This is a genomic window from Pseudomonas monsensis, from assembly GCF_014268495.2.
GTDB lineage: Bacteria > Pseudomonadota > Gammaproteobacteria > Pseudomonadales > Pseudomonadaceae > Aquipseudomonas > Aquipseudomonas monsensis.
Map to the genome: position 1 here is coordinate 5712391 of NZ_CP077087.1, position 25732 is coordinate 5738122.

Sequence of the window (25732 nt, forward strand, 5' to 3'; positions counted from 1 at the left end):
CCGGGACGGAGTGCTTCAGTGCGTCGTCAGGCCTGCTGCGTTCATGAACATGCGCATCAGGCTGGCGGCGATAAACAGCACGCCCACACTGCCGAGCCAGATCAGGGCCAGCCAGCCGAGCCGCTGCCACAGCGGTTTTTTTTCGGCTTGTTCAATGTCGTGCAGCGAATGTTTGCCGGTCATTGTTGCGATCCTCAGTCAGGTCGATGGCGCCAGTGACGACGCCATCGCGGGCAAGCCAGATTCCACAGGTGCTAGTGATAGCCGTCTTCATGGGTGACCTTGCCGCGGAACACGTAGTAGCTCCAGAAGGTGTAACCCAGGATGAACGGGATGATGAACAGCGTGCCTACCAGCATGAAGCCCTGGCTTTGCGGCGGTGCGGCGGCGTCCCAGATCGAGATCGACGGCGGCACGATGTTCGGCCACAGGCTGATGCCCAGACCGCTGTAGCCGAGGAAGATCAGCACCAGGGTCAGCAGGAACGGCATGTAGTTGGCGTTGCGCGCCACGGCACGGATCAGCCCGTACATTGTCACCAACACCAGAATCGGCACCGGCATGAACCAGAACAGGTTCGGCATGCTGAACCAGCGCGTGGCGATTTCCGGATGGGCCAGCGGCGTCCAGAGGCTGACGACACCGATCACCGCCAGCAGCACGAAGGCCAGCGGGCGCGCCAGATCGTGCATCTGTTCCTGCAACTTGCCCTCGGTTTTCATGATCAGCCAGGTGCAGCCGAGCAAGGCGTACGCCACCACCAGCGCGGCGCCGCAGAACAGCGTGAACGGTGTCAGCCAGTCCAGTGAACCGCCGGCGAACTGGCGATTGACCACCGGCAAGCCATCAATGAACGCCCCCAGCGCCACACCCTGAAAGAACGTCGCCGCCACCGAGCCGCCGATAAAGGCCTTGTCCCACAGATGCCGTTTGTCGTCCTTGGCCTTGAAGCGGAACTCGAAGGCCACACCGCGGAAAATCAGGCCGATCAGCATGAAGATCAGCGGCAGATAAAGTGCCGACAACACCACCGAATAAGCCAGCGGGAACGCACCGAACAGCGCCGCGCCGCCCAGCACCAGCCAGGTCTCGTTACCGTCCCAGACCGGGGCGACGGTGTTCATCATCACGTCACGATCAGTCTTGCCCGGGATGAACGGGAAGAGAATGCCGATCCCCAGGTCGAAGCCGTCCATGACCACGTACATCATGATGCCGAAGATGATGATCACGGCCCAGATCAGCGGAAGATCAATACCCATGAGTCAAATCTCCTTTTCCAGGCTGCGCGCCTGGTCAGCGTCGGTGCCTTCATCATCAGCCGCAGACAACGGCCGCGCCGGTGTGCGTTTCTGGCCAGGACCACCGTCGTTGGTTTCCTTGCCTTCGTCGGTTTTCGGCCCTTTGCGCACCAGGCGCATCATGTAGCCAAGCCCTGCACCGAACAGCGCGAAGTAGACCAGCACGAACATGATCAGGGTGATGCTCATCTGCATGAAGCTGTGATTCGACGAAGCGTCCGCCGTACGCATCAGGCCGTAGACCACCCACGGCTGGCGGCCGATCTCGGTGGTGAACCAGCCCGCCAGGATCGCGATCAGACCGGAAGGCCCCATCCACAACGCCAGGTACAGGAACGGCCGCGAGGTGTAGAGCGTGTCGCGTTTGCGTAGCCACAGACTCCACAGACCGGTGAAGATCATCAGGAAACCGAGGCCGACCATGATCCGGAACGACCAGAACACGATGGTCGAGTTGGGCCGGTCCTCAGGCGGGAACTCCTTGAGTGCCGGCACCTGTTTGTCCAGCGAGTGGGTCAGGATCAGGCTGCCGAGGTAGGGGATTTCCACGGCAAATTTGGTCTTCTCTTCTTTCATGTCCGGCCAGCCGAACAGAATCAGGGGTGTCGCTTCGTCGCCTTTGTTTTCCCAGTGACCTTCAATCGCGGCGATTTTCGCCGGCTGATGCTCAAGAGTGTTGAGGCCGTGGAAGTCACCGATGACCGCCTGGATCGGTGCAACGATCAACGCCATCCACATCGCCATCGACAGCATGGTGCGGATTGCCGGATTGTCCTTGCCGCGCAGCAGGTGCCAGGCCGCCGACGAGCCCACGAAGAACGCCGTGGCAACAAACGCTGCGGTTGCCATGTGCATCAGGCGATAGGGGAACGACGGGTTGAAGATGATGGCCAGCCAGTCGGTGGGAATCACCTGGCCGTTGACGATCTCGAAGCCCTGCGGGGTCTGCATCCAGCTGTTGGAGGCCAGAATCCAGAAGGTCGAGATCAGCGTGCCGATCGCCACCATCACGGTGGAGAAGAAGTGCAGACCGCGCCCGACCTTGTTCCAGCCGAACAGCATCACGCCGAGGAAACCGGCCTCGAGGAAGAAGGCTGTGAGCACTTCATAAGTCAGCAAGGGCCCGGTGACGGAACCGGCAAAGTCCGAGAAACGACTCCAGTTGGTGCCGAACTGGTAAGCCATGACCAACCCGGACACCACCCCCATGCCGAAGTTGACGGCAAAGATTTTCGACCAGAAATGGTAGAGATCACGGTAGGTGTCGTTGTGGGTTTTCAGCCACAGGCCTTCGAGCACCGCAAGGTAACTCGCCAGGCCAATGGTGATGGCCGGGAACAGGATGTGGAACGAGATGGTGAACGCGAACTGAATTCGGGCGAGATCGAGTGCCTCTAAACCGAACATAAGTCTTCCTCTGTCAGGTAATACCGGCGTCGGGGCTTTTGGCCCTTGCACCTACTGCCCCCACGGATATGGAGTGCGGCGAATTCTGATTCGTTCTTTTTTAACAACCATCGCAACGCAGGGAGTCTGGCCAACAGGCCACCGGATCAATTCCGTCTGGGGTCTTGATCTGGATCAAGCAACGTTAAAAGAGTAGTCCCATTTTTGCCGATGAACTGCGTGGTCGTTTGCCGCGTGACAAGTTGCCTCAGCACCACGGCAATGCTCTCGAACAGATTCTTCAGAGAGACAGAAGTCCTGTGGCGAGGGGATTTATCCCCGCTCGGCTGCGCAGCAGTCGTAAACAGATGCGTGCGCGGCGGCAGCGCAGCCCAACGGGGATAAATCCCCTCGCCACAGGGTTGCGGTGTTATTGAGAGGAGATCGTTGTCTGGCTAACTAAATTTTTTGTCATGGCAACTTCCTGTTACAGAGTGGTGATAACCTCGCGATTCACCCTCGAACCAGACCTGCCTTCAGATGCCCAGCCAAGCGCCCCTGCTGTTACGTCACCATCGTCCTTTCCTTGCGTTCTGGCTCGCCCGGATCTTCACCGCCAGCGGCTTCCAGATGCTCACCGTCGCCATTGGCTGGAACCTCTATCAACTGACCGGCAACGTTCTCGATCTGGGCCTGGTCGGGCTCGTCGAATTCGCCCCGCGCGTGCTGTTCATGCTGCACACCGGGCACGTCGCCGACCGCTACGACCGACGCAAAGTGGCGGCGCTCTGTCAGTCGCTGCAAGCGCTGATCGCCCTGGCGCTGGCGATCGGCAGTGCCACCGATCACGTCACTCGGGAGATGATCTTTATCCTCGCTTTCCTGCTCGGTGCTGCACGGTCCTTCGAGCTGCCGACCACTCAGGCACTGTTGCCGAGCATCGTGCCCAGCGCACTCTTTCCGCGTGCGGTCGCGGCAGCACAGTCGGCGCAGCAATCGGCAACCATCGTCGCCCCGGCCCTGGGCGGTTTGCTCTACGCGTTCGGCAGTGTCTGGGTCTATGGGCCGACGGTGCTGCTCTATGTCATCGCCTGCTCGCTGATGCTCAACCTGCCCGCACGGCATACGCCGCTCAACAAGGGCAAGGCCACGCTGGATTCGCTGCTGGCGGGCATTCGTTTCATCCGTAGCCGACCGGACATCCTCGGGGCGATTTCGCTGGACCTGTTCGCCGTGTTACTCGGCGGAGCCACCGCGCTGCTGCCGGTGTTCGCCAAAGACATCCTGCTCACCGGCCCGTGGGGCCTGGGGTTACTGCGTTCGGCACCCGCCGTCGGCGCGTTGTTGATGTCGCTGTTCCTCGCCCGGTTTGCCGTCGAACGCAATGTCGGCCGAGTGATGTTCACCGCCGTCGGCGTGTTCGGCGTCGCGACCATCGCCTTTGGCCTGTCGACGTCGTTCTGGTTCTCGCTGGCGGTGCTGGTCGTGCTGGGCGCTGCAGACATGATCAGCATGGTGATCCGTGCTTCCTTCGTGCAGCTGGAAACCCCGGACGAAATGCGCGGCCGGGTCAGCGCGGTGAACGGCCTGTTCATCGGTGCTTCGAACCAGTTGGGCGAATTCGAATCCGGCCTCACTGCGCACTGGTTCGGCACCGTACCCGCCGTGGTGATGGGCGGGATCGGCACGCTGGTGGTGACAGGCACGTGGATCAAACTGTTCCCGACCCTGGCCAACCGCGACCGGATGCACGTGCCGGTGGAAGAGGTGAAGGTCTGACGTTATTCAGGCCAACAACTCCCCCGCCACCTTCGCCCGTAACGCCTTGCCGCCAAGTTGCTCAACCAGGGTCAGGGCAAACGCCAGTGCGCCGCCGGAGCCCTGGGCGGTAATGCAATTGCCGTCGACCACCACCGGTTGATCAACAAACGTACAGCCCGACAGTTGATGGCTGGCACTCGGCAGGCAGGTCATGCGGCGTTGGCGTAAGACACCCGAGGCTTGCAGGGCAATGGCCGGGGATTCGCCGATGGCAGCGAACAGGCGTCCGGCGCTGGCCTGGTCCTTGAGCAGTTGTTGCAACGGCTGATGCGCCGCCAGGTGCTGTGCGCCAACGGCGCCGCCGGGCAGGACGATCAGATCGAATAGTTGCGCCAGCACATCGACCAGCATGCCGTCGGCGGTCAGTCGGGTGCCGCGGGCGCAGGTGAGCATACGTCGACCCTCGATGCTGGCCGCCATCACTTCGATGCCGGCGCGGCGCAGCACGTCGATCAGGGTGACGCTTTGCAGATCATCGATGCCCTCGGCGAGGGTAATCAGGGCTCTAAAAGTCATGGGCGCTTTCCACTGAAGGGTCTTTAAAGCGTAGTCAGCTTTGCCCGGACCTGTTCAGAGACAGCCGTTACTTGATGTAAAGCTGGGTAGCCAGCGTGTTGCCCGGTGCGTTGATCGAGGTGTTGCTGAAGGTAAAAATGCCATCCTGCTTGCCGGCCAGGTCAAAGACATACAGGTAGCCCACGGTTTTGCGACCTACGGTGCATTCGGTGAGATTGCCGTTATCAAATGCGCAAACCGGAGTGCGCGTGCCGTTCACCTCAAAACCGTCGAGCGCGACATGGGGCTCGCGACCATAACCGACTTCCAGCACGTAGACCTTGATGTTCGATCCACTGTGATCACAGCGCGTTTGCTCCTGCCCCTCGGCAATGTCTTCGAAACCGCAGTTCGGCGATTCGACTTTCAATACCTTCAACTGCGTCAGCGGTGGCGCCGATGCCGCCCCGGCGCCAGACGCCGTGCCCAGCAAAACCGCCATCAGCCCGAAAGCCTTTACCCAGTGCGTGCTCATACGATCCCCATCCCCCCAAAATCAGCGCGCAGTATGGCGCAGTTGGCCCCGGGGCAAAACTTCGCCGACGATCGACACCAACAACCGCCATATTCCTCACGCTGCTGCTATGATGCGCGGCTTTTTCCGGCCCACCACAAATTCCCAGGCGCTTGCGACGGTCTGTGCTTTGCTGTTGAGGTCGATACATTCACGGCGCCATGCGCGCCACGGGGAGCAGACATGCTGGAAAGGCTGTTTCAACTCAAGGCACACAACACCAACGTGCGGACCGAGATTCTCGCGGGCGTCACGACTTTCCTGGCCATGGCCTACATTCTATTCGTCAACCCGAGCATTCTCGGCGAGACCGGCATGGACAAAGGTGCGGTGTTCGTCGCCACCTGTCTGGCTGCGGCCATTGGTTCGACGGTCATGGGCCTGATCGCCAACTACCCGATCGCCCTTGCCCCGGGCATGGGTCTGAACGCCTTCTTCACGTATACCGTGGTGCTGCACATGGGCCACACCTGGCAAGTGGCGCTGGGCGCGGTGTTCATTTCCGCGGTGCTGTTCTTCCTGCTGTCGATCTTCCGCATCCGTGAATGGATCATCAACAGTATCCCGCTGCCCCTGCGCTCGGCGATTGCCGCCGGTATCGGCCTGTTCCTGGCGCTGATCGCCCTGCACAACGCCGGTATCGTGGTCAGCAACCCGGCGACCATGGTCGGCCTTGGTGACTTGAAACAACCGGCGCCGATCCTCGCCACCCTCGGCTTCGCCCTGATCGTTGCCCTCGAAGCGCTGAAAGTGCGCGGTGCCGTGTTGATCGGCATTCTCGCGGTGACCATCGCGTCCATCGCCATGGGTGTCACCCCGTTCGGCGGCGTGACCTCGATGCCACCATCGCTGGCCCCGACCTTCCTGCAACTGGACATCAAAGGCGCGCTGGACATCGGTCTGGTCAGCGTGATCTTCGCCTTCCTGTTCGTCGACCTGTTCGACAACTCCGGGACCCTGATCGGCGTCGCCAAGCGCGCTGGCCTGATGGGCAAGGACGGCCACATGCCGAAAATGGGGCGTGCGCTGATCGCCGACAGCACCGCCGCCATGGCCGGCTCGCTGCTGGGCACCTCGACCACCACCAGCTACATCGAATCCGCTGCTGGCGTGAGTGCGGGCGGTCGTACCGGCCTGACGGCCATCGTCGTGGCCATTCTGTTCCTGCTGGCGCTGTTCTTCTCGCCACTGGCCGCCAGCGTTCCAGCGTTCGCCACCGCACCGGCCCTGCTGTTCGTCGCCGTGTTGATGACTTCGGGCCTGGCGGAAATAGACTGGGAAGACATCACCGTAGCCGCCCCGGTTGTAGTGACTGCGCTGGCGATGCCGTTCACTTACTCGATCGCCAACGGCATCGCCTTCGGTTTCATCTCCTGGACCGCGATCAAGCTGCTGTCGGGCCGTGCCCGTGAGCTGAACCCGGCGCTGGTGATTCTGTCGATTCTGTTCGTGATCAAGTTGGGTTGGTTCAACGCATGACATTCGATTCCCAGGCCTACGCCACTCAGCTCGAAGACAAGGTCGCGCGTTTGCGTGACCTGCTCGCTCCGTTCGATGCGCCAGCACCGACGGTGTTCGACTCGCCGCAGCAGAACTTCCGCCTGCGCGCCGAATTCCGCCTGTGGCGCGAGGCCGGCGAGCGCCACTACGCGATGTTCTCCCAGGACGACAAACGCACGCCGATCCTGATCGAGGAATTCCCGATCGCCAGCCTGCGCATCAACCAGTTGATGCCGCAGCTCAAGGCCGCCTGGCAGGCCAGTTCGGCGCTGAGCCACAAGCTGTTTCAGGTGGAGTTTCTGACCACTCTGGCCGGCGATGCGATGATCACCCTGTGCTACCACCGTCCGCTGGACGCGCACTGGCACGCGGCGGCAACACAACTGTCGGCAGATCTGGGCGTCAGCATCATCGGTCGCTCCAAAGGCAAACGCGAAGTCATCGGCCACGATTACGTGGTGGAGAAACTCGAGGTCGGCGGCCGCACCTTCAGCTACCGCCAACCGGAAGGCGCGTTCACCCAGCCGAACGGCACGGTGAACCAGAAGATGCTGAACTGGGCGTATGAAGCGCTGGGTGATCGCAGCGACGATCTGCTGGAGCTGTACTGCGGCAACGGCAACTTCACCCTGCCGCTGGCCACCCGCGTGCGCAAAGTGCTGGCCACCGAAATCAGCAAGACCTCGGTCAACGCCGCGCTGAGCAACCTCAGCGAAAACGCTGTGGATAACGTCACGCTGGTGCGCCTGTCCGCCGAAGAACTGACCGAAGCGCTCAACGAAGTGCGCCCGTTCCGTCGCTTGCACGGCATCGACCTGAAGAGCTACGAATTCGGCAGCGTGTTCGTCGACCCGCCGCGCGCCGGCATGGACCCGGACACCTGCGAACTGACACGGCGTTTCGACAACATCCTGTACATCTCCTGCAACCCGGAAACCCTGGCGGCCAACATCGCCCAGTTGCACGACACGCACCGCATTACCCGGTGCGCGCTGTTCGACCAGTTTCCGTGGACGCATCACATGGAATCAGGTGTGTTGCTGACCCGGCGCTGATGGCCGATGCGATACGAAAAGCCGTCGTGATGACGGCTTTTTTGTGGCTGTGATCTTTTGATGTGTGCGATCACCGAACATAAAACGTCGGACGCAATACTGTTGAATTGACCAGAGTAACCATCTGGTACATTTTACCTCCACACGCCGAGCCCCTCGGCGCAAGCCAAAAACAATAAGTGGAGTTCTGCCCCATGCCCCCTATCGTTCTGGTGCTCAACGGCCCGAACCTGAACCTGCTCGGCACCCGTGAACCGGCGACTTACGGCCACGAAACCCTGGCGGATATTTCTGCTCTCTGCGGACGCGCCGCCGAAGACTTCGGCCTGGCTGTGGAATTTCGCCAGACCAATCACGAAGGCGAACTGCTCGACTGGATTCACGCGGCACGCGGACGTTGCGCCGGGATCGTGATCAATCCGGCGGCGTGGACGCACACCTCGGTAGCGATTCGCGATGCGCTGGTCGCCAGTGAATTGCCGGTGATCGAAGTGCACCTGTCCAACGTCCACGCGCGCGAACCGTTCCGTCATCACTCGTTCGTGTCGGCCATCGCCACGGCGGTGATGTGCGGCTTCGGCAGCCATGGCTATCGCCTCGCCCTGGAACACTTCAGCCAACGACTGAAGGGGCGCGCAGCATGACCCGCAAACCGGCAATACTGGCCGGACTGATCGGTGCAGGCATCCAGGCCTCGCGTACCCCCGCACTGCATGAGCATGAGGGTGATGCGCAAGGCCTGCGTTATCTCTACCGGTTGATCGACCTCGACCAGTTGCACATCGACAGCAACGCCCTGCCCGAACTGCTGCTGGCGGCCGAGCGGATGAACTATACCGGGCTGAACATCACCTTCCCGTGCAAGCAGGCGATTATCCCGCTGCTCGATGAGTTGTCGCCGGAAGCCCGGGGCATCGGCGCGGTGAACACCGTCGTGCTGAAGGACGGCAAACGGGTCGGCCACAACACCGATTGCCTGGGCTTTGCCGAAGGCTTTCGCCGAGGCTTGAAGGACGCCCCCCGTGAACGCGTGGTGCAAATGGGCGCCGGAGGTGCCGGCGCCGCAGTGGCCCATGCCCTGCTGAGCGAGGGCGTACAGCGCCTGAGCATTTTCGACGTCGACAAGGAACGCGCCGAGTGCCTGGCCAATAACCTCAACGAGCATTTCGGCGCTGGTCGGGCCGTGGCCGGGCAGGATCTGCCGGGGACGCTAGAGCAGGCTGACGGGCTGGTGAACACCACTCCGATGGGCATGGCCAAACTGCCGGGCATGCCGGTGCCGGTGGAGCTGTTGCGCAAGGCGTTGTGGGTGGCGGAGATCGTGTACTTTCCGCTGGAAACCGAATTGCTGCGCAACGCCCGCGCGCTGGGGTGCCGCACGCTGGATGGCGGCAACATGGCGGTATTTCAGGCAGTGAAGGCGTTTGAATTGTTCAGCGGTGTAGTGCCGGATGCGCAGCGAATGCTGGCGCATTTTCAAAGCATGAATGGCTGAAGCAACTTGCTTCCCTGTGGGAGTGAGCCTGCTCGCGATAGCGGTGTGTCAGGCAACTAATGTGTTGGCTGAAAGGACGCCATCGCGAGCAGGCTCACTCCGACAAGGGGATTACGTCAGGTTTGCAGGTAGCGCAGAACCGACTCGCAAATCATCTCGCGATGCCGTTGTTTGATAGCTTCATCCGGCAGATCGATCTGAAAGATCTCACCAAACGTGTGCCGGTTCGAGACGCGATAGAAGCAGAACGAACTGATCAGCAGATGCACATCCAGCGCATTGAGCCCTTTGCGGAACACGCCCTCCTCGGCGCCACGGCGCAGAATCTCGCCCAGCGAATCGAGGATGGTGTTGTTCATCGCCTTGATCGCGTCGGAACGCTTCACGAATTCGGCGTTGTGGATATTTTCGATGCAGACGATCCGCACGAAATCGACGTTGTGATCGTGATGGTCGAACGTGAATTCCACCAGCCGCCGAATCGCTACCACCGGCGGCAGCTCGGCCAGGTGCAGGCGGTTTTCAGTGTTGCGGATATCGCCGTAAAGCTTCTCCAGCACCTCGACGTACAGCTGCTCCTTACTGCCGAAGTAGTAATAGATCATGCGTTTGGAGGTATGGATGCGCTCGGCGATCGCATCGACGCGGGCGCCGGACAAGCCTTGCTGGACGAACTCGACGATCGCCTCCTGCAAGATGTTCTCGCGGGTCTTTTCCGGGTTGTTTTTGCGACTCTTGCGCGGCTCTTCGGCGGAGCCGACAGCAGCTGCGGAAAGTTCTGTATTCATCGTCATTGCGGGCTCACGGCCATCACTGCACAGGCGGCGATTATGGGCCGCGCGGCCCAGTGAAGGAAGCCGCGAGGCCCGCGTTTAATCCCGCGTTTACGAATTTCCTACAACTTCGCCTGACGGACTGCGCCGCTGCGTGATTTGGCCATCGCCGCCAGACGCACCGCGACGTTCGCCGCACCATAACCGGCATAGCCGTTCTTGCGCTGGATGATCTCGAAGAAGAACCGCCCTTCGAAAGGCTCGGTGTACACGTGAAACAGCTCACCGCCCTGAGCATCGCGATCGTAAAGCACGTTGTAGTACGCCAGTTCGCTGAGGAACTCGTCATCGAAATCAAAGCGGGCGGCGAGGTCGTCGTAATAGTTGAGGGGAATGTCCAGCAACGGTACGCCGGCCTCTTTGGCACGACTGACTTCAGCGAAGATATCGTCACAATCGAAAGCGATGTGATGCACACCGGAGCCGCGATAACTCGACAGGGCGTGGGAGATCGCGGTGTTGCGATTCTCCGAGATATTCAGCGGCAGACGAATCGAACTGTCACGGCTGCGCAGCGCGCGGCTCTTCACCAGGCCGTAGGGATCAGGCAGCACCACTTCGTCATCGGCCTCGAAATCCAGCAGGCTCTTGTAGAACAGCACCCAACTGTCGAGGCTGTCCGCCGGCAGCGCCATGGCCATGTGGTCGATGCGCTTGAGACCGCCGCGGGCCCGGGCGTCCGGCAGCAGGTTGAAATCCGTGCCATAGACATCCGCCGCTTCATCCACCAGATAAATCAGGCTGCCGTCCGGAGCACGCACGGCGGCCAGTTCCAGTTCGTTGGGGCCGACCAGTCCGCGATAGGGCTGACCCTTGTAGGCGACAGCACGCGCCAGCGCACTGGCGCTGTCCTTGACCCGGACGGCGGTGGCGCACAGCGACGGACCATGGGCCTCAAAAAAGCTGTGGCCGAATGAATACGGCTCGGCATTGAGGATCAGGTTGATATCGCCCTGACGCAGCAGGCTGACGCTCTTGGAACGGTGCTGCCCGGCCTTGGCGAAACCGAGGCGTTCCAGCCAGTGGGTCAGTTTGGCACCGAGTGCTTCGTCCACCGCGAACTCGAGAAACTCGATGCCGTTGTACTCGCTGGCCTTCGGCGTTTCGAACAGAATCTCGCGGTTGGCCACTGGTGCCGCATCCTGCTCCAGACGCTGGCGGGTCTTTTCTTCCAGATACAGCAAGGAACGCAAACCGTCTGCGGCATTGGCCCGTGGCGGCGCGGCGCGGAAGCCGTCATTGAAGATTTCCAGCGACAACGGCCCGGTATAACCACTCTGGATGATCGGCGCGAGGAAACCCGGCAGATCGAATTCGCCCTGTCCGGGGAAGCAGCGGAAGTGCCGGCTCCACTCCAGGACATCCATCGCGAGAATCGGCGCGTCGGCCATTTGCACAAAGAAGATCTTGTCGCCGGGAATGTCGGCAATCGCGCGGGGATCGCCCTTCAGCGACAAGGTATGAAAACTGTCGAGCAGCACGCCGAGGCTCGGGTGATCGGCCTGACGCACGATGTCCCAGACCTGTTGATACGTATTGACGTGACGCCCCCAGGCCAGCGCCTCGTAACCGATGCGCAGGCCACGCGCGCCGGCGTGTTCAGCCAGCAGGCGCAGGTCGTCGACGAGTGTCTGCTGATCGCCGACGCTGTCGGCCGAGGCGTTGCTGCACACCAATACCAGATCAGTGCCCAGTTCCTGCATCAGGTCGAACTTGCGTTCGGCCCGTTCCAGGTTGCGCGCCAGCCGATCCCGGCGGCAGCCCTCGAAATCGCGGAACGGCTGAAACAAAGTGATGGCGATGCCGAGATCGGCGCACATCTGCCGGATTTCCCGCGGGCTGCCGTCGTAATACAGCAGGTCGTTTTCGAAAATCTCCACGCCGTCGAATCCGGCGGCGGCAATGGCTTCGAGCTTTTCCGGCAGGGTACCGCTCAAGGAAACGGTGGCTATCGAACGCTGCATGTTTCAACTCCCGGACTGCGCCGTTCTTTGTGCAGGTGCTGCCGAAGGTCGCGATCCCTTGTTCCTCAAAAGCAAAGATCGCAGCCTTCGGGGGCTCCTGCGCAGGATGGTTTTTATATTGAGGGAAATTATTGGCTGCATCCTTTTCGGCAGCAATTTAAAGTGTACTACCCGGTTAGTTTTGCGTGCGATTATCGAACACAATGGCGGTTTGGCGAATTGACGATTTTTCGTCCACTGCCCAACATCGGCTGCACATTGAGTCCGGATCTGAACCACCGGTCGCAGCGTGCAAAAAAAAAGCACACCAAATAACAAATCCAAAAACGGGTGGAACACATGATTCCTTCACAGACTTCCCGCATGGCCCCGGCCATGAGCACTGCCACGGGTGGCATCGGCGACAAGATCCGCGGCGCCATGGCTGTCGGCAAGACCCGCTGGGGCATGCTGGCCCTGGTGTTTTTCGCCACCACCCTGAACTACATCGACCGCGCCGCCCTCGGTGTCATGCAGCCGATCCTCGCCAAGGAAATGAGCTGGACGGCGATGGACTACGCCAACATCAACTTCTGGTTTCAGGTCGGCTACGCCATCGGCTTCGTCCTGCAAGGCCGGCTGATCGACCGGGTCGGCGTCAAGCGTGTGTTCTTCTGCGCCGTGCTGCTCTGGAGCCTGGCCACCGGCGCCCACGGCCTGGCGACTTCTGCCGTTGGCTTCATGGTCTGCCGGTTCATCCTCGGGCTGACCGAAGCGGCGAACTATCCGGCCTGCGTGAAAACCACGCGCCTGTGGTTCCCGGCCGGTGAACGTGCCGTGGCCACCGGCATCTTCAACGCCGGCACCAACGTCGGTGCGATGTTCACGCCGATGCTGCTGCCACTGATCCTCCACGTGTGGGGCTGGCAGGCTGCGTTCCTGTGCATGGCGGCGCTGGGCGCGATCTGGTTGCTGTTCTGGGGCTTGAAGTATTTCAACCCGGAAGATCATCCGAGCGTGAAGCAATCCGAACTCGATTACATCCAGCAGGAAGTCGAACCGGAACAGGCCCGTGTGCCGTTCTCGAAAATCCTGCGCATGCGCGGCACCTGGGCCTTCGCCCTCGCCTACTCGCTGACCGCTCCGGTGTTCTGGTTCTACCTGTACTGGCTGCCACCGTTCCTCAATCAGCAATACAATCTGGGCATCAACGTGACCCAGATGGGTATTCCACTGATCATCATCTACGTCACGGCCGACTTCGGCAGCGTCGGTGGCGGCATCCTGTCGTCGTTCCTGATCGGTCGCGGGATGAATTCGATCAAGGCGCGGCTGCTGTCGATGTTCCTGTTTGCCTGCTGCATCATCGGCGTGATCATGGCCGCCGGTTCGAGCAATCTGTGGGTGGCGGTGGCGGCGATTTCCCTGGCCATCGGTGCGCATCAGGCCTGGACCGCAAACATCTGGAGCCTGGTGATGGATTACACGCCCAAGCACATGATGAGCACGGTGTTCGGGTTCGGCGGCATGTGCGCGGCGATTGGCGGGATGTTCATGACCCAGATCGTCGGGCACATCCTCACCGTCACGAATAACAACTACACCGTGCTGTTCACCCTGATTCCGGCGATGTATTTCATCGCGCTGACGTGGATGTACTTCATGGCACCGCGCAAGATTCCAACCATCACCGAATAAAACGCCTGCACCAGATACCCCTGTAGGAGCGAGCCTGCTCGCGATGGCTTTGTGTCAGTCAACATCTTTATCGACTGGTGCACCGCTATCGCGAGCAGGCTCGCTCCGGTTTTTTTGTCATTCATCAGCGGCGGCTTTGCTGCCACGCCGCCGCCAGTCCGCTGCAACAGATCACCGCGATCCCGATCACCGTCAACAGGCTCGGTGTGTGATTGAACAGCAGCCAGCCCAACAATCCCGCAAACACGATCTGGCAATAACCGAACGGCGCCAGCAATGCCGGTGCGGCATGGCGGAAAGCCTGGGTCAGAAACAGATGCGCCGTCATCCCGCAACTGCCGAGCGCGAGCATCAGCCCGGCGTGGGTCAACGTCGGCACCTGCCAGAAGAACGGCACCAGCGCACTCATCACCAAAGTGTTACAGAGCCCGGCAAAGAAGTTGCTGGTGGTCGGGCTGTCCACTTCGGCGAGTTTGCGGGTCAGCAGTTGGTAAAAGCAGAAAAACAGCGCCGAACAGAACGGCAGCAACACTGCCGGCGTGAACAGTTCGCCGCCGGGGTGAACAATGATCAGCACGCCGATAAAACCACAAATCACCGCGATCCACTGGCCACGCGTCACCCGCTCTTTCAGCAGCGGTACCGACAAGGCCGTCACCAGTACCGGCGCCAGAAAGTTAACCGCCGTGGCCTCGGCAAGCGGGATGTACAGCAGCGCCGTGGTGAAAAACAGACTGGTGCCGAGCAGGCAAAGCGCGCGTGCCAGCTGCCATAACGGTTTTTTCGTGCGCAGCACCCGCAACCCGGACTGCGGCAGAAAAATCCCCGCCATCAGCAAGGTGTGCACCACATACCGTGCCCACACCACCATCACGATCGGATAGAAACCTGACAGGTATTTCGACAACGCGTCATGGCTGGAGAACAGGAAGGTCGCCACCACAATCAGCAAGATCCCTTTAAAGGGCTGGTTGACTCCGGAAAGCGGGGTGCTGACGGTCATTGGCGATCTCTGAAGAAAAACACACTGAGGAAAAGCCTCAAGCAACAATCTAGAACCCGGTTCCAGATTCCGACAGCCTTCAACCATAAAAGTGTGCGAACAGCGCACAGCTTTGCACGATATCTCTTTAGGCGCGGGCACCACTGCGATCTTTGATCCTGATCTCGCGTTTAACTCGACAGCGCCTACAGGGGATGGGTTCGCTTTGTCGTCAGATGAACAGTTCCGAGGCCAGGCTGGCTGCCGACAACTCCTCGGTGAATTTCAACAGCAGCGGCGCCAGCTCATGCAACCTTGCCCCGGGCATCCGCGCACTCGGCCCGGCAATGCTCAACACGCCGATCACCCGAGCATCCGCGGGATGCCGCACCACGGCGGCAATCGCCGAAGTGCCCACTGCCGAACTCTCCTCGACGCAGGCATAGCCCTGCTCGCGCGTCAGCCGCAGACGCTCGAGCAATTCGATATTGGAACGTGGCGCATTCGGCCCGATATCCACGGGCACCTGCGCGGCCTGCCGTTCAACCCGCGACAAGGCCTCGGCATCACTCATGCTCGCAAGCCAGGCGTGGCCGGATGCGGTGTAGAACAGTGGCGCGTCACGGCCCATGTCAGGGTCGTAACGCAGACCGGTGCGCGCGCCCTGCGCCTTGGCGATCCAGGTCTGGCGTTCACCGTCGATGACACCCAGACGCACCAGCTCGCCGGTTTCCTGAGCGAGCCGATCCAGCACCGGCTGCACAATGTCGGCACCGCTGCTGGAGAGGTGGCGAAAGCCCATCGCCACCAATCTGGTCGACAAGTGATAGCGCAGGGTCTCGGGGTTCTGCCGCACATACCCCAGGCGCACCAGTTCGGCGAGCAAACGGTGCGTGGCACTTTTCGGGATGTCGATCTGCTCGGACAACGTCTGCAGCGGCAACCCGCGGGGCTCGCCGGTAAGACTTTCCAGCACGCTGAAAACCCGTTCGATCTGACTGCCGGCCATGATGACATCCCAATGAAATTTTGCTGATTCTAAAATATATGCAAAGGAATAAGAAATCTGGAACTGATGAGTCGATCGGCATCGCCCGAACTATTTGCAGCGATGCCAGCGTCCGGATTGAATTACTCCCGTGCCAGCTCGTCATACACAGGCCCGCGTGTCCACGAATAGACGGATAGCCGGACTGGCGCCACACTCACACACCAGCAACACTCAACACCACGTAACGTTCTTCACCACGAAGCTTTCATCCCCCCCGAAGCTCTCCACCGGAAAAAAGAGGATTCCCACATGCTATGGAAAAAAGGCCGACGCAGTGACAACGTCGTCGATGCCCGTGGTGATGATGCCGGCGGTGGCGGCGGCATGGGTTTTGGTGGCGGCAAAGGCCTGAGCCTCGGGGCCATTCTGCTGATCGTCGGCATCGGCTGGATCACCGGTCAGGACCCGTTGCAGATCCTCGGCCAGCTTACCGGGCAAACGGGCCAGCAAACGGCCCCCTCCTCACAGACCCGGCAGGCGCCTCCGGCGAATGACGAACAGGCCGAGTTCGTGCGCTCGATCCTCGGCGATACCGAAGACACCTGGGGCGCGATTTTTCAACAGGCCGGTCGGCAATATAAGGACCCGACCCTGGTGCTGTTCAGCAATCGGGTCAACTCCGCCTGCGGCCTGGCAACCTCCGCCACCGGCCCGTTCTATTGCCCGGCCGATCAGAAGGTCTATCTCGACATGGCGTTCTTCCAGGAAATGGCGCAACGCTTCAAGGCCGCCGGCGACTTCGCCCAGGCCTACGTCATCGCTCACGAAGTCGGACACCATGTGCAGACGCTTCTTGGCGTCTCGGCGAAAATTCAGACAGCCCGTCAGCAGGGCCGGCAGATGGAAGGTGCCGGCGGTTTGCTGGTGCGCCAGGAGCTGCAAGCCGACTGCCTGGCCGGAGTCTGGGCGTATAACGCGCAAAAACGTTTGAACTGGCTGGAACCCGGCGACATCGAGGAAGCCTTGAACGCCGCCAACGCCATCGGTGATGATCGCCTGCAGCAACAGGGTCAGGGCCGTGTGGTGCCGGACTCGTTCACTCACGGTACGTCGGCGCAAAGGGTGCGCTGGTTCAAAACCGGATTCGCGCAGGGCCAGGTCGGCCAGTGCGACACCTTCGCAGCGAAAAACCTGTAAATGCATAAATGGCTTTTGGCACTACTGATCATTGGCAGCACAGCGCACGCGGCCGGCGTCGATGCCATCAGCCCCGGTCGCCTGCAACTCAAGGCCGGGGAAATGGCGGTGGGCATCGGCCCTGCGCCGGAGAAGATCGAGCGTGTGCTGATCGTCATTCATGGTCGCTTGCGCAACGCCGAGACCTATCGCAAAAGCGCCGAGCGCGCGACCGAGCTGGCGGGGCAAACCGCGCACACGCTGGTGATCGCCCCGCAGTTTCTCAACGAAAGTGATGTGGCCCTGTATTCGTTGCCCGCGACGTTGTTGCGCTGGAAGGGTAACGAGTGGATGGGCGGCGGGTTATCCACAGGCCCGAATCCGTTGAGCGCCTATGCCGCACTCGATGAAATCGTCGCCCGCCTCGCTGACCGCAAACAGTTCCCGGACGTGAAGCAGATCGTGATGTTCGGCCATTCCGGCGGCGGCCAGGTGGTGCAGCGGTATGCCCTGCTCGCCAAAGACCAGCCTGCGCTGAAGGCCAACGGCATCCGCTTGCGCTACGTGGTGGCCAATCCTTCGTCGTATGCGTATTTCAATGAACAGCGGCCGGTGGCGTTCGATCATGCCAAGTGCGTGGGCTTCAATCGCTGGAAATACGGTCTGTCAGACATGCCGGTGTACGCCGGAGGGCAAACGCCGCTGCAGCTTGAAAGCAGTTACATCAAGCGTGAAGTGACGTATCTGCTCGGCCAGCAGGACATTGATCCGCAGCATCCGGCGCTGGACAAGGGGTGCGAAGCCGAGGCGCAAGGGGCTTATCGTCTGGAGCGCGGCAAGTTGTTTTTCGGCTATCTGCTGCGGCGCCATCCGGAAGGGGTGAATCAGCGGCTGGTTGAAGTGCCCGGGGTTGGGCATAACGGCGATGGAATGTTGACCTCGCCGGAGGGGCAGAAGGCGTTGTTCGAATAAGTTTTGTGCTGATTGATCCAACGCCATCGCGACCAGGCTCACGCCTGCAGGGGAACGCATTCCAATTGCAGGAGTGAGCCTGCTCGCGATGAGGCCCGCTAAGCACCCAGGATTTTCAGGCCAGAAGCATCCGCCGCAACTCGACACAATCCTGCGCATGCCAGTCGGTCAATTCCGGCCACGGGTTATCCGGCAGATTCACCAGCACCGTCCGCGCCCCGGCGGCCCTGCCGCAATCCAGGTCAAAGCGGTAATCACCGACCATGACCATCTTGCTGGCAGGCACTTTCCAGGCGTCTGCCAGCTTCAGCAAACCACCCGGATGCGGCTTCGGCGGCGCCTCGTCGCGACCCAGTACATCCTCCGCCGCAAAGCAGTCGGCAAGACCAATCGCCTCAAGCGTCACATGCGCCAACTCGCGCGCGTTCCGGGTGAGGATGCCGAGGCGATAACCACGCGAGTGCAGGTCGCGCACCAGTTCCACAGCGCCAGTGGCGGGGGTCGAGCCCAGCGCCAGATCACGCTCGTGCTCCAGCAACCAGGCGTGTTTGGCCGCCGCTTCATCTGCCGGCAATGCCGCAAGATGAGTGAGGATGTCGTCCTGCGGCGGAATCGCCAGCGCCACGCGGATCGCCGCAAAGTCATGCACGGCGACGGTCAGCGTGCCGTCCATGTCGAACACCCAGTGCTTCACATCGCTCAGGCTCATGCCCAGTCCTTACGGTGACGAATCAAGCCTTCCTGAGTGACCGACGCCACCAGTTGACCGGCGCGGTTGTACACGCTGCCACGGGAAAAACCACGGGAGTTGCCGGCCCACGGACTGTCCATCGCGTAGAGCAACCAGTCATCGGCGCGCAAGTCGTTGTGGAACCACAGCGCGTGATCGAGGCTGGCGACCTGCATGTCTTTCTGCCAGACCGACTTACCGTGCGGCAGCATCGAGGTGGTCAACAGGCCGAAGTCCGAGGCGTAGGCCAGCAGGTATTTGTGCAGCGCCGGAATATCGGCCAGCGCACCGTCGGCGCGGAACCACACGTATTTCACCGGATCGGCCGGCTGCGGGTTGTACGGGTCTTTTTCGGTGACCGGGCGCACTTCGATCGGTTTCGGGCACAGCAGTTTTTCGCGCATGTGTTCCGGAATCAGGTGTGCGCGCTGTTGGGTCAGTTCCAGCTCCGACGGCAGGTTTTCCGGACCGACCACCACCGGCATCTGGCTCTGGTGCTCGAAGCCTGCTTCGTCGTACTGAAACGAGGCGCTGCAGGTGAAGATCGGATGGCCCTTCTGGATCGCGGTCACCCGGCGAGTGCTGAAGCTGCCGCCATCGCGCACGCGATCAACCGAATACACCACCGGCAACTTGGCATCGCCCGGACGCAGGAAATAGCCGTGCATCGAATGCACATGACGCGCCTCTTCAACGGTCTGACTGGCCGCCGACAGCGACTGACCGAGTACCTGACCCCCGAACAACTGACGGAAACCCAGATCCTGGCTACGGCCGCGGAACAGGTTTTCTTCGATCGGTTCCAGGGTCAGCAAGTCGACCAGATCTTCCAACACTTGGCTCATTCAGACTCTCCTCACACAAAGCTATGCCGCGCAGTCTTGGCTGCGGCGGGCAATTCAGGTTCTGGCGCGAGCCACTGTCGCGCCATTGTAAACGTCCGTGTCGGCTTAGCCATGCAAGGTCTGCAGCCATTGCTCCCGGGTGATGCGATACAGCACATGTCGTCGTAGCGGATGATCGGCGGCAAGTTTGGGGTGATCGAAATCATCCTCCGGCGCGTGATGCATGCCGATTGCCTGCATGACCTTCTCCGAGGGCAGATTGGATTGCGCGGTGAAAGACACGATCTCTTTCAGCGCCAGCCGGTCAAAGCCGCAGCGCAGAGCCGTCCACGCCGCCTCACTGGCATAACCCAGCCCCCAGTGCTCCTTGGCCAGCCGCCAGCCGATTTCCACCGCAGGCGTAAACGGCGCATCGAAACCGACCACACCGAGCCCGGTGAAACCGATGAATTCGCCGCTGTCCTTGCGCTCCAGCGCCCACAAGCCAAAACCGTGCTCGGCAAAGTGCCCGCGCACGCGGCCGATCAGTGCCGCACTTTCCAGACGGCTCAGCGCTGCCGGAAAATAACGCATCACTTGCGGATCGGCACACATCGCCGCAAATGCCGGCAAATCTTCGTCCTGCCACTGTCGCATCAGCAGGCGTGCGCTTTGCAGTTCCAGTATCGGCTCCATCGTGCCCCTCCGTTTCCATGCCGCAAGTCTACATCGCTGGTAGGATCCTTCACTCTTACAAACGTTTCCTACATGAAATCGCCATGCCACTGCCGCTGATCTACCACGACGACTACAGCCCCGAATTCCCGGCGGACCACCGCTTCCCGATGGACAAGTTTCGGCTGCTGCGCGATCACCTCGTCGACAGTGGCCTGACCCGCGACGCCGATCTGCTGCGCCCGCAGATCTGCCCCAACGACATCCTCGCCCTCGCCCATGACCGTCGCTATATCGAACGCTACATGAGCGGCGAGTTGTCCCGCGAAGACCAGCGGCGTCTTGGCCTGCCGTGGAACGAAGCCCTGGCGCGACGCACCGTGCGTGCGGTGGGCGGTTCGATTCTGGCGGCGGAGAAAGCCCTGGAGCATGGCCTGGCCTGTCACCTGGCCGGCGGCACCCATCATGCCCATTACGATTACCCGGCCGGTTTCTGCATCTTCAATGACCTGGCGATCATCAGCCATTACCTGCTGCAAAGCGGTCGGGTCAATCGCGTGCTGATCTTTGACTGCGACGTGCACCAGGGCGATGGCACCGCGCGGATTCTCCACGACACGCCGGAGGCGATTACCGTTTCCCTGCACTGCGAGAAGAACTTTCCTGCACGCAAGGCCGAAAGCGATTGGGACATTCCGCTGCCCAAAGGCATGGGCGATGCCGACTATCTGCAGGTTGTGGATGACGCGCTCAACTATCTGCTGCCGCTGTACCAACCGGACCTGGTGCTGTACGACGCCGGCGTCGATGTGCACAAGGACGATGCCCTCGGATACCTGCAACTGACCGACGAAGGGGTCGCCGCCCGCGATGAACGCGTGATGCGCCATTGCCTGGGTCGCGATATCCCGGTGGTCGGTGTGATTGGCGGCGGTTACAGCAATGATCGCCACGCCCTCGCCCGCCGCCACGGCATCCTGCATCACAGCGCGCAACGGGTCTGGCAGTCACACGGCTGTCATTGAGTTGTGCTGCGTTACCCACAATGGCTGTGGAACGGCCTGTGGATAACCTGAGTGAAAGGGACTACAGACCACAGTGAGCATGGCTTACAGCGCACTGGTTGTTTTTTGACCAACATCTCGAACTGCCCCAAATCCTTTCAGAAGTAAGCCTGCTCGCGATAGCGTCAGCCCCTTCAACTCAGAGTTGACTGATCCACCGCTATCGCGAGCAGGCTAACTCCTACAAGGGATCTGCGCTGTTAGAATGCGCGCCTTATCCCGCCATACCGCAGCGCACGCCATGACCCAGACTTCTGCTCGCCTCCCCGCTCACGTCGCCATCATCGGCGGTGGCCCTGCCGGCCTGATGGCCGCCGAAGTGCTGAGCCAGGCCGGCGTGCGTGTCGATCTGTACGACGGCATGCCCTCGGTCGGTCGCAAGTTTCTGCTGGCCGGGGTCGGTGGCATGAACATCACCCATTCCGAAGCCTACCCGGCGTTTCTCTCGCGCTATGCCGAACGCGCACCGCAGATTGCGCCGTTGCTGCGCGCCTTCGACGCCGATGCGTTGTGCCGCTGGATTCATGAACTGGGCATCGAAACCTTCATCGGCAGCTCCGGCCGGGTGTTCCCCACTGACATGAAAGCCGCGCCATTGCTGCGCGCCTGGCTCAAACGCCTGCGCGACAGCGGCGTGGTTATCCACACCCGCCACCGCTGGCTCGGCTGGGATGCGCAAGGCGCACTGCGTATCGCCAGTCCCGATGGCGAAATCACCGTCAAAACCGATGCGACCCTGCTCGCCCTCGGCGGCGGCAGTTGGTCGCGGCTCGGTTCGGATGGCGCGTGGATGCTGCCCCTGGAGCAAAAAGGCGTAGGACTGGCGCTGTTGCAGCCGAGCAATTGTGGCTTCGAGGTGCAGGCCTGGAGCGAATTCCTTGTCAGCAAATTCGCCGGCGCACCGCTGAAAAACGTCGCCATCGGTTTGAACGACGACATCCCGCGCCTAGGAGAATGCGTGATCACTGCGACGGGCGTTGAAGGCAGCCTGATCTACGCGCTGTCAGCCCCCATTCGTGAGGCGATCAACGCGCAGGGTGCTGCGACTGTGCACATTGATCTGCTGCCGGGCCGGCCTGTGGATAAATTGCAGGCGGCCTTGAGCAAGCCACGCGGTTCGCGCTCGATGGCCAAACATCTGCACAGTCAGGTCGGGATCGACGGGGTAAAAGCGGCGTTGTTGCGTGAACTGACTGACGCCGCCACCTTTGCCGATCCGGCGCTGCTGGCCCGGGCGATCAAGGCATTGCCGCTGACTTTGGTGAAACCCCGTCCGCTGGACGAAGCGATCAGCAGCGCCGGTGGCGTGACGTTCGAGGCGCTGGATGAGCGATTGATGCTCAAGGCGTTGCCGGGGGTGTTTTGCGCGGGGGAGATGCTCGATTGGGAAGCGCCGACGGGCGGCTATCTGCTGACGGGGTGTTTTGCCAGCGGGCGGGCTGCGGGGTTGGGGGTCGTGCAGTGGCTCAAGTCCGAGGCGTCTGCCTGAACCCTCACCCCAGCCCTCTCCCAGAGGGAGAGGGGGCCGACCGAGGTGTCTTGGGCGATCCATCGACCTGAGCGGTCGAGTCGATTATGGATTCGGCAATGCTCTTTCAGGTCGGCACAACATTAACGCATCCCCCAATCAGTCCCCTCTCCCTCATCAACCTGAAACACCGAGTCGATTATGGATTCGGCAATGCTCTTTCAGGTCGGCACAACCTTAAAGCATCCCCCCAATCAGTCCCCTCTCCCTCCGGGAGAGGGTTAGGGTGAGGGGCTTTTGACTTTAAGGTTTACGCTTACGAGGTCCGGTGTTAAACACCGGCACTTTACGCACAGGCTTGATCGAAGGCTCCGGCGCCGATGTCTCACCGCTGTCGACCCACTTGCCGAGATTACGCTTGCCGCCACCGCCGCCGGACGCCTTCGGCTTTTTCGGTTTCTTCGGCTTCTTGATCACCTGACCGCTGGCATCGGTGTCCGGCACGCGGTGTTCCGGTTCGAAGTCCGGCTCGTTCTGACGCTTCAACGTCTGACGCGTGAGCATCTCGATCGCCGACAGCAGGTTCACTTCATCGGCACACACCAGCGAAATCGCCTCGCCAGTCGAACCCGCACGACCGGTGCGACCGATACGGTGGATGTAATCCTCGGCCACGATCGGCAGATCGAAGTTGACCACCAGCGGCAAGTCTTCGATGTCCAGACCACGGGCAGCCACGTCGGTCGCCACCAGAATCTGCACTTCACTGAGTTTGAAACGGTCCAGCGCACGCTGACGGGTGGCCTGCGGCTTGTCGCCATGGATACCGTCGGCGTTGACACCGAGGCCCTGGAGTTTTTCCACCAGCGCGTCCACACCGTTGCGGGTCTTGGCGAACACCAGCACCTGCTTCCACTTGTTCTTGCGCATCAGGTGCACGAACAGTTCCGGCTTGCGTTTCTTGTCCACCGTCACCACCCACTGCTTGACGGTGTTGGCCGCGACGTTGCGCGGGCTGACTTCGATGCTCAGCGGATCGTTGAGCATCTGCCCGGCCAGCAGGCGGATGTCATCGGAGAAGGTCGCGGAGAACAGCAGCGTCTGGCGCTTCTTCGGCAGCATGCGGTAAATGTTCGCCAGTTCTTCGGAGAAGCCCAGATCGAGCATGCGGTCGGCTTCATCCAGCACCAGGGTTTGCAACTGATCGAGTTTCAACGCGTTCTGGCGGAACAGGTCGATCAGACGACCAGGCGTGGCGACAAGCACATCAACGCCGCCGCGCAGCTTCATCATCTGCGGGTTGATGCTGACGCCGCCGTACACCGCATAAGTGCGCAATGGCAGATTTTCAGCGTATTGGCGCACCGACTCATGAACCTGCTCCGCCAGCTCGCGGGTCGGCACCAGAATCAGTGCACGAGCCGAATTAGCGGCCACTTTCGGCCCTTCCATGGCCAGCAACTGCAGCAGCGGCAAGGCGAAACCGGCGGTCTTGCCGGTGCCGGTCTGGGCCGCAGCCATCAGGTCGCGACCGGCCAGCACGGCCGGAATGGCTTGCGCCTGAACCGGCGTCGGGGTCTGGTAGCCGAGCGTCTCGAGGGAGCGCAGCAAGGGTTCGATCAGGCCAAGGGTGGCGAAAGTCATGGGAATACCGTAGGAAAATTCAGCGCAGTTGTGCGACACGAGTGTGCAATGGCGCGCAGTTTACCCTAATTCACGCGCTGTTCTGCTGGCACGCCTGTCTTCGGTGGCTGCGCGACGAGCGGCTGCGCCGGCCGCCGCCACTGCGGCAGACCGATCAGCACCACGGCGCTGATGATCACCAGCATTGCCAGCGCTTCTTCCATGCCAATGGTCTCGCCGACGAACACGATCCCCAGCAACACCGCCACCGCCGGGTTGACGTAGGCATAACTGGTGGCCGCCGCCGGACGCACATGCTTGAGCAAGTACATGTAGGAATTGAAGGCGATGATCGAGCCGAAAAAAATCAGATACGCCAGCGCCAGCCAGCCTTCGAGAGGCGGCACGGCTTGCAGGTGCTCGCCACTCGCCGCGCTGCCGATCAGCAGCACCACGCCACCCACCAGCATCTCCACGGCACTGGCCATCGCGCCTTGAGGCAGCGGCAGGTGTTTGCTCCACACCGAGCCAAAGGCCCAGGTCGCCGCCGCGAAAATCAACAGCGCCGCGCCCATCGGACTCGATTGCAGGTTGGAGCCCATGTTGAGCATGGCGATGCCGACAATCCCCAGCGCCACCCCGGCCCACTCCAGGCGAGTATTGCGCGCCCCCCAGAAATAGCCACAGAGCAACGTGAACAAGGGCACCGTCGCCACCGCCAGTGCCGCCACACCGGACGCCACCCCGCTATGTTCGGCCACACTCACCGCACCGTTACCGAAGCTGAGCAGCAAAATCCCGATGATCCCCGCGGCTTTCCACTGCGCCCAGGTCGGCGCCGGCGCCCCGCGCCAGCGCAGGAAGGCGTACATCAGGCTGCCGGCAATCACGAACCGCACGCCACCGAGCATCAGCGGTGGCCAGTATTCAACGCCGAGGCGGATCACCAGATAGGTCGATCCCCAAATCACATACAGCGCAAAAAACGCGGCGATCAACGGCAAGGAAAAACGGCGCAAGGCAGGCATGGGCAACTCGAAAGTCAGCGTCAGGGGATGGATTATTCTAGAAAGGCACGCAGGCAAAAATAAGCTACAAAACCTGTTTATCGCGCCGGTACACTTTT

The 25732-nt window shown here is 61.2% G+C and carries 24 protein-coding genes; 10 read left to right on the top strand and 14 right to left on the bottom strand.

Annotation, left to right across the window (positions count from 1 at the left end):
• Nucleotides 1-15 precede the first annotated feature (15 nt).
• The 3 genes from HV782_RS25235 to HV782_RS25245 form a co-directional block, all read right to left on the bottom strand.
• Complete coding sequence (locus HV782_RS25235) at nt 16-183, bottom strand: DUF2474 domain-containing protein (RefSeq protein WP_123464152.1); 168 nt, start codon at nt 181-183, stop codon at nt 16-18.
• A gap of 71 nt (nt 184-254) precedes the next feature.
• The gene (gene cydB / locus HV782_RS25240) at nt 255-1262 is read right to left on the bottom strand and encodes a cytochrome d ubiquinol oxidase subunit II (protein ID WP_123463959.1); all 1008 of its coding nucleotides are present in this window, start codon (nt 1260-1262) and stop codon (nt 255-257) included.
• A gap of 3 nt (nt 1263-1265) precedes the next feature.
• The gene (locus HV782_RS25245) at nt 1266-2708 is read right to left on the bottom strand and encodes a cytochrome ubiquinol oxidase subunit I (protein ID WP_123463957.1); all 1443 of its coding nucleotides are present in this window, start codon (nt 2706-2708) and stop codon (nt 1266-1268) included.
• Nucleotides 2709-3227: 519 nt separating this feature from the next.
• On the opposite strand from HV782_RS25245, the gene HV782_RS25250 reads away from it, so the two are divergent.
• A complete protein-coding gene (locus HV782_RS25250; RefSeq protein WP_123463955.1) occupies nt 3228-4466 on the top strand; it encodes an MFS transporter in 1239 nt (412 codons plus the stop codon).
• A gap of 6 nt (nt 4467-4472) precedes the next feature.
• Here HV782_RS25250 and HV782_RS25255 read toward each other — a convergent pair whose 3' ends face one another.
• On the bottom strand, nt 4473-5024 hold the full coding sequence (locus HV782_RS25255; protein WP_186748034.1) for a DJ-1 family glyoxalase III: 552 nt from the start codon (nt 5022-5024) through the stop codon (nt 4473-4475).
• A gap of 67 nt (nt 5025-5091) precedes the next feature.
• Nucleotides 5092-5538 (bottom strand): DUF4879 domain-containing protein, encoded by a 447-nt coding sequence (locus HV782_RS25260; protein WP_186748033.1) that lies wholly within the window; start codon nt 5536-5538, stop codon nt 5092-5094.
• 222 nt (nt 5539-5760) lie between these two features.
• On the opposite strand from HV782_RS25260, the gene HV782_RS25265 reads away from it, so the two are divergent.
• The 4 genes from HV782_RS25265 (at nt 5761) to HV782_RS25280 (ending at nt 9627) form a co-directional block, all read left to right on the top strand.
• Entirely contained in the window at nt 5761-7056 is a 1296-nt protein-coding gene (locus HV782_RS25265; protein WP_128614312.1) for an NCS2 family permease, read from the top strand.
• Nucleotides 7053-8132 carry a tRNA (uridine(54)-C5)-methyltransferase TrmA gene (gene trmA, locus HV782_RS25270; protein ID WP_186748032.1) on the top strand — a complete coding sequence of 360 codons (1080 nt, stop codon included), beginning with the start codon at nt 7053-7055 and terminating at the stop codon, nt 8130-8132. Before HV782_RS25265 ends, trmA begins: the two co-directional genes overlap by 4 nt.
• Before the next feature lie 194 nt (nt 8133-8326).
• A complete protein-coding gene (gene aroQ, locus HV782_RS25275) occupies nt 8327-8776 on the top strand; it encodes a type II 3-dehydroquinate dehydratase (protein WP_123463945.1) in 450 nt (149 codons plus the stop codon).
• Entirely contained in the window at nt 8773-9627 is an 855-nt protein-coding gene (locus tag HV782_RS25280) for a shikimate dehydrogenase (RefSeq protein WP_186748031.1), read from the top strand. The genes aroQ and HV782_RS25280 overlap by 4 nt, the downstream gene beginning before the upstream one ends.
• A 116-nt stretch (nt 9628-9743) precedes the next feature.
• Here the strand turns inward: HV782_RS25280 and HV782_RS25285 are convergent, their stop codons facing one another.
• Complete coding sequence (locus tag HV782_RS25285) at nt 9744-10421, bottom strand: TetR/AcrR family transcriptional regulator (protein WP_128616122.1); 678 nt, start codon at nt 10419-10421, stop codon at nt 9744-9746.
• Between the two features lie 101 nt (nt 10422-10522).
• On the bottom strand, nt 10523-12424 hold the full coding sequence (gene quiC / locus HV782_RS25290; RefSeq protein ID WP_123463940.1) for a 3-dehydroshikimate dehydratase QuiC: 1902 nt from the start codon (nt 12422-12424) through the stop codon (nt 10523-10525).
• Between the two features lie 339 nt (nt 12425-12763).
• On the opposite strand from quiC, the gene HV782_RS25295 reads away from it, so the two are divergent.
• Complete coding sequence (locus tag HV782_RS25295; RefSeq protein ID WP_186748030.1) at nt 12764-14101, top strand: MFS transporter; 1338 nt, start codon at nt 12764-12766, stop codon at nt 14099-14101.
• Between the two features lie 124 nt (nt 14102-14225).
• Here the strand turns inward: HV782_RS25295 and HV782_RS25300 are convergent, their stop codons facing one another.
• Both HV782_RS25300 and HV782_RS25305 read right to left on the bottom strand, forming a co-directional pair.
• The gene (locus HV782_RS25300; protein WP_123463934.1) at nt 14226-15104 is read right to left on the bottom strand and encodes a DMT family transporter; all 879 of its coding nucleotides are present in this window, start codon (nt 15102-15104) and stop codon (nt 14226-14228) included.
• Between the two features lie 211 nt (nt 15105-15315).
• A complete protein-coding gene (locus HV782_RS25305) occupies nt 15316-16092 on the bottom strand; it encodes an IclR family transcriptional regulator (RefSeq protein WP_123463932.1) in 777 nt (258 codons plus the stop codon).
• Between the two features lie 291 nt (nt 16093-16383).
• Between HV782_RS25305 and ypfJ the strand changes: the two genes are divergently transcribed.
• Together ypfJ and HV782_RS25315 are read left to right on the top strand one after the other, a co-directional pair.
• Nucleotides 16384-17271 carry a KPN_02809 family neutral zinc metallopeptidase gene (ypfJ, locus tag HV782_RS25310; RefSeq protein WP_128616124.1) on the top strand — a complete coding sequence of 296 codons (888 nt, stop codon included), beginning with the start codon at nt 16384-16386 and terminating at the stop codon, nt 17269-17271.
• Nucleotides 17272-18222: an alpha/beta hydrolase gene (locus HV782_RS25315; protein WP_123463928.1), complete on the top strand. Its 951-nt coding sequence runs from the start codon at nt 17272-17274 to the stop codon at nt 18220-18222.
• Nucleotides 18223-18337: 115 nt separating this feature from the next.
• Here HV782_RS25315 and HV782_RS25320 read toward each other — a convergent pair whose 3' ends face one another.
• The 3 genes from HV782_RS25320 to HV782_RS25330 form a co-directional block, all read right to left on the bottom strand.
• Nucleotides 18338-18931, bottom strand: a complete 594-nt coding sequence (locus HV782_RS25320; RefSeq protein ID WP_123463926.1) for an HAD family hydrolase — start codon at nt 18929-18931, stop codon at nt 18338-18340.
• Nucleotides 18928-19797 (bottom strand): acyl-CoA thioesterase II, encoded by an 870-nt coding sequence (gene tesB, locus HV782_RS25325; protein ID WP_003228466.1) that lies wholly within the window; start codon nt 19795-19797, stop codon nt 18928-18930. Before tesB ends, HV782_RS25320 begins: the two co-directional genes overlap by 4 nt.
• A gap of 105 nt (nt 19798-19902) precedes the next feature.
• A complete protein-coding gene (locus HV782_RS25330; RefSeq protein WP_123463924.1) occupies nt 19903-20472 on the bottom strand; it encodes a GNAT family N-acetyltransferase in 570 nt (189 codons plus the stop codon).
• A gap of 83 nt (nt 20473-20555) precedes the next feature.
• Between HV782_RS25330 and HV782_RS25335 the strand changes: the two genes are divergently transcribed.
• Nucleotides 20556-21476 carry a histone deacetylase family protein gene (locus HV782_RS25335; protein WP_186748029.1) on the top strand — a complete coding sequence of 307 codons (921 nt, stop codon included), beginning with the start codon at nt 20556-20558 and terminating at the stop codon, nt 21474-21476.
• 280 nt (nt 21477-21756) lie between these two features.
• The gene (locus HV782_RS25340; protein ID WP_186748028.1) at nt 21757-23004 is read left to right on the top strand and encodes a TIGR03862 family flavoprotein; all 1248 of its coding nucleotides are present in this window, start codon (nt 21757-21759) and stop codon (nt 23002-23004) included.
• Nucleotides 23005-23286: 282 nt separating this feature from the next.
• Here the strand turns inward: HV782_RS25340 and rhlE1 are convergent, their stop codons facing one another.
• Nucleotides 23287-24627, bottom strand: coding sequence for an RNA helicase RhlE1 (rhlE1, locus tag HV782_RS25345; RefSeq protein WP_123463918.1), 1341 nt, complete (start codon nt 24625-24627; stop codon nt 23287-23289).
• Nucleotides 24628-24692: 65 nt separating this feature from the next.
• A complete protein-coding gene (yedA, locus tag HV782_RS25350; protein ID WP_186748027.1) occupies nt 24693-25634 on the bottom strand; it encodes a drug/metabolite exporter YedA in 942 nt (313 codons plus the stop codon).
• Nucleotides 25635-25732: the final 98 nt, after the last annotated feature.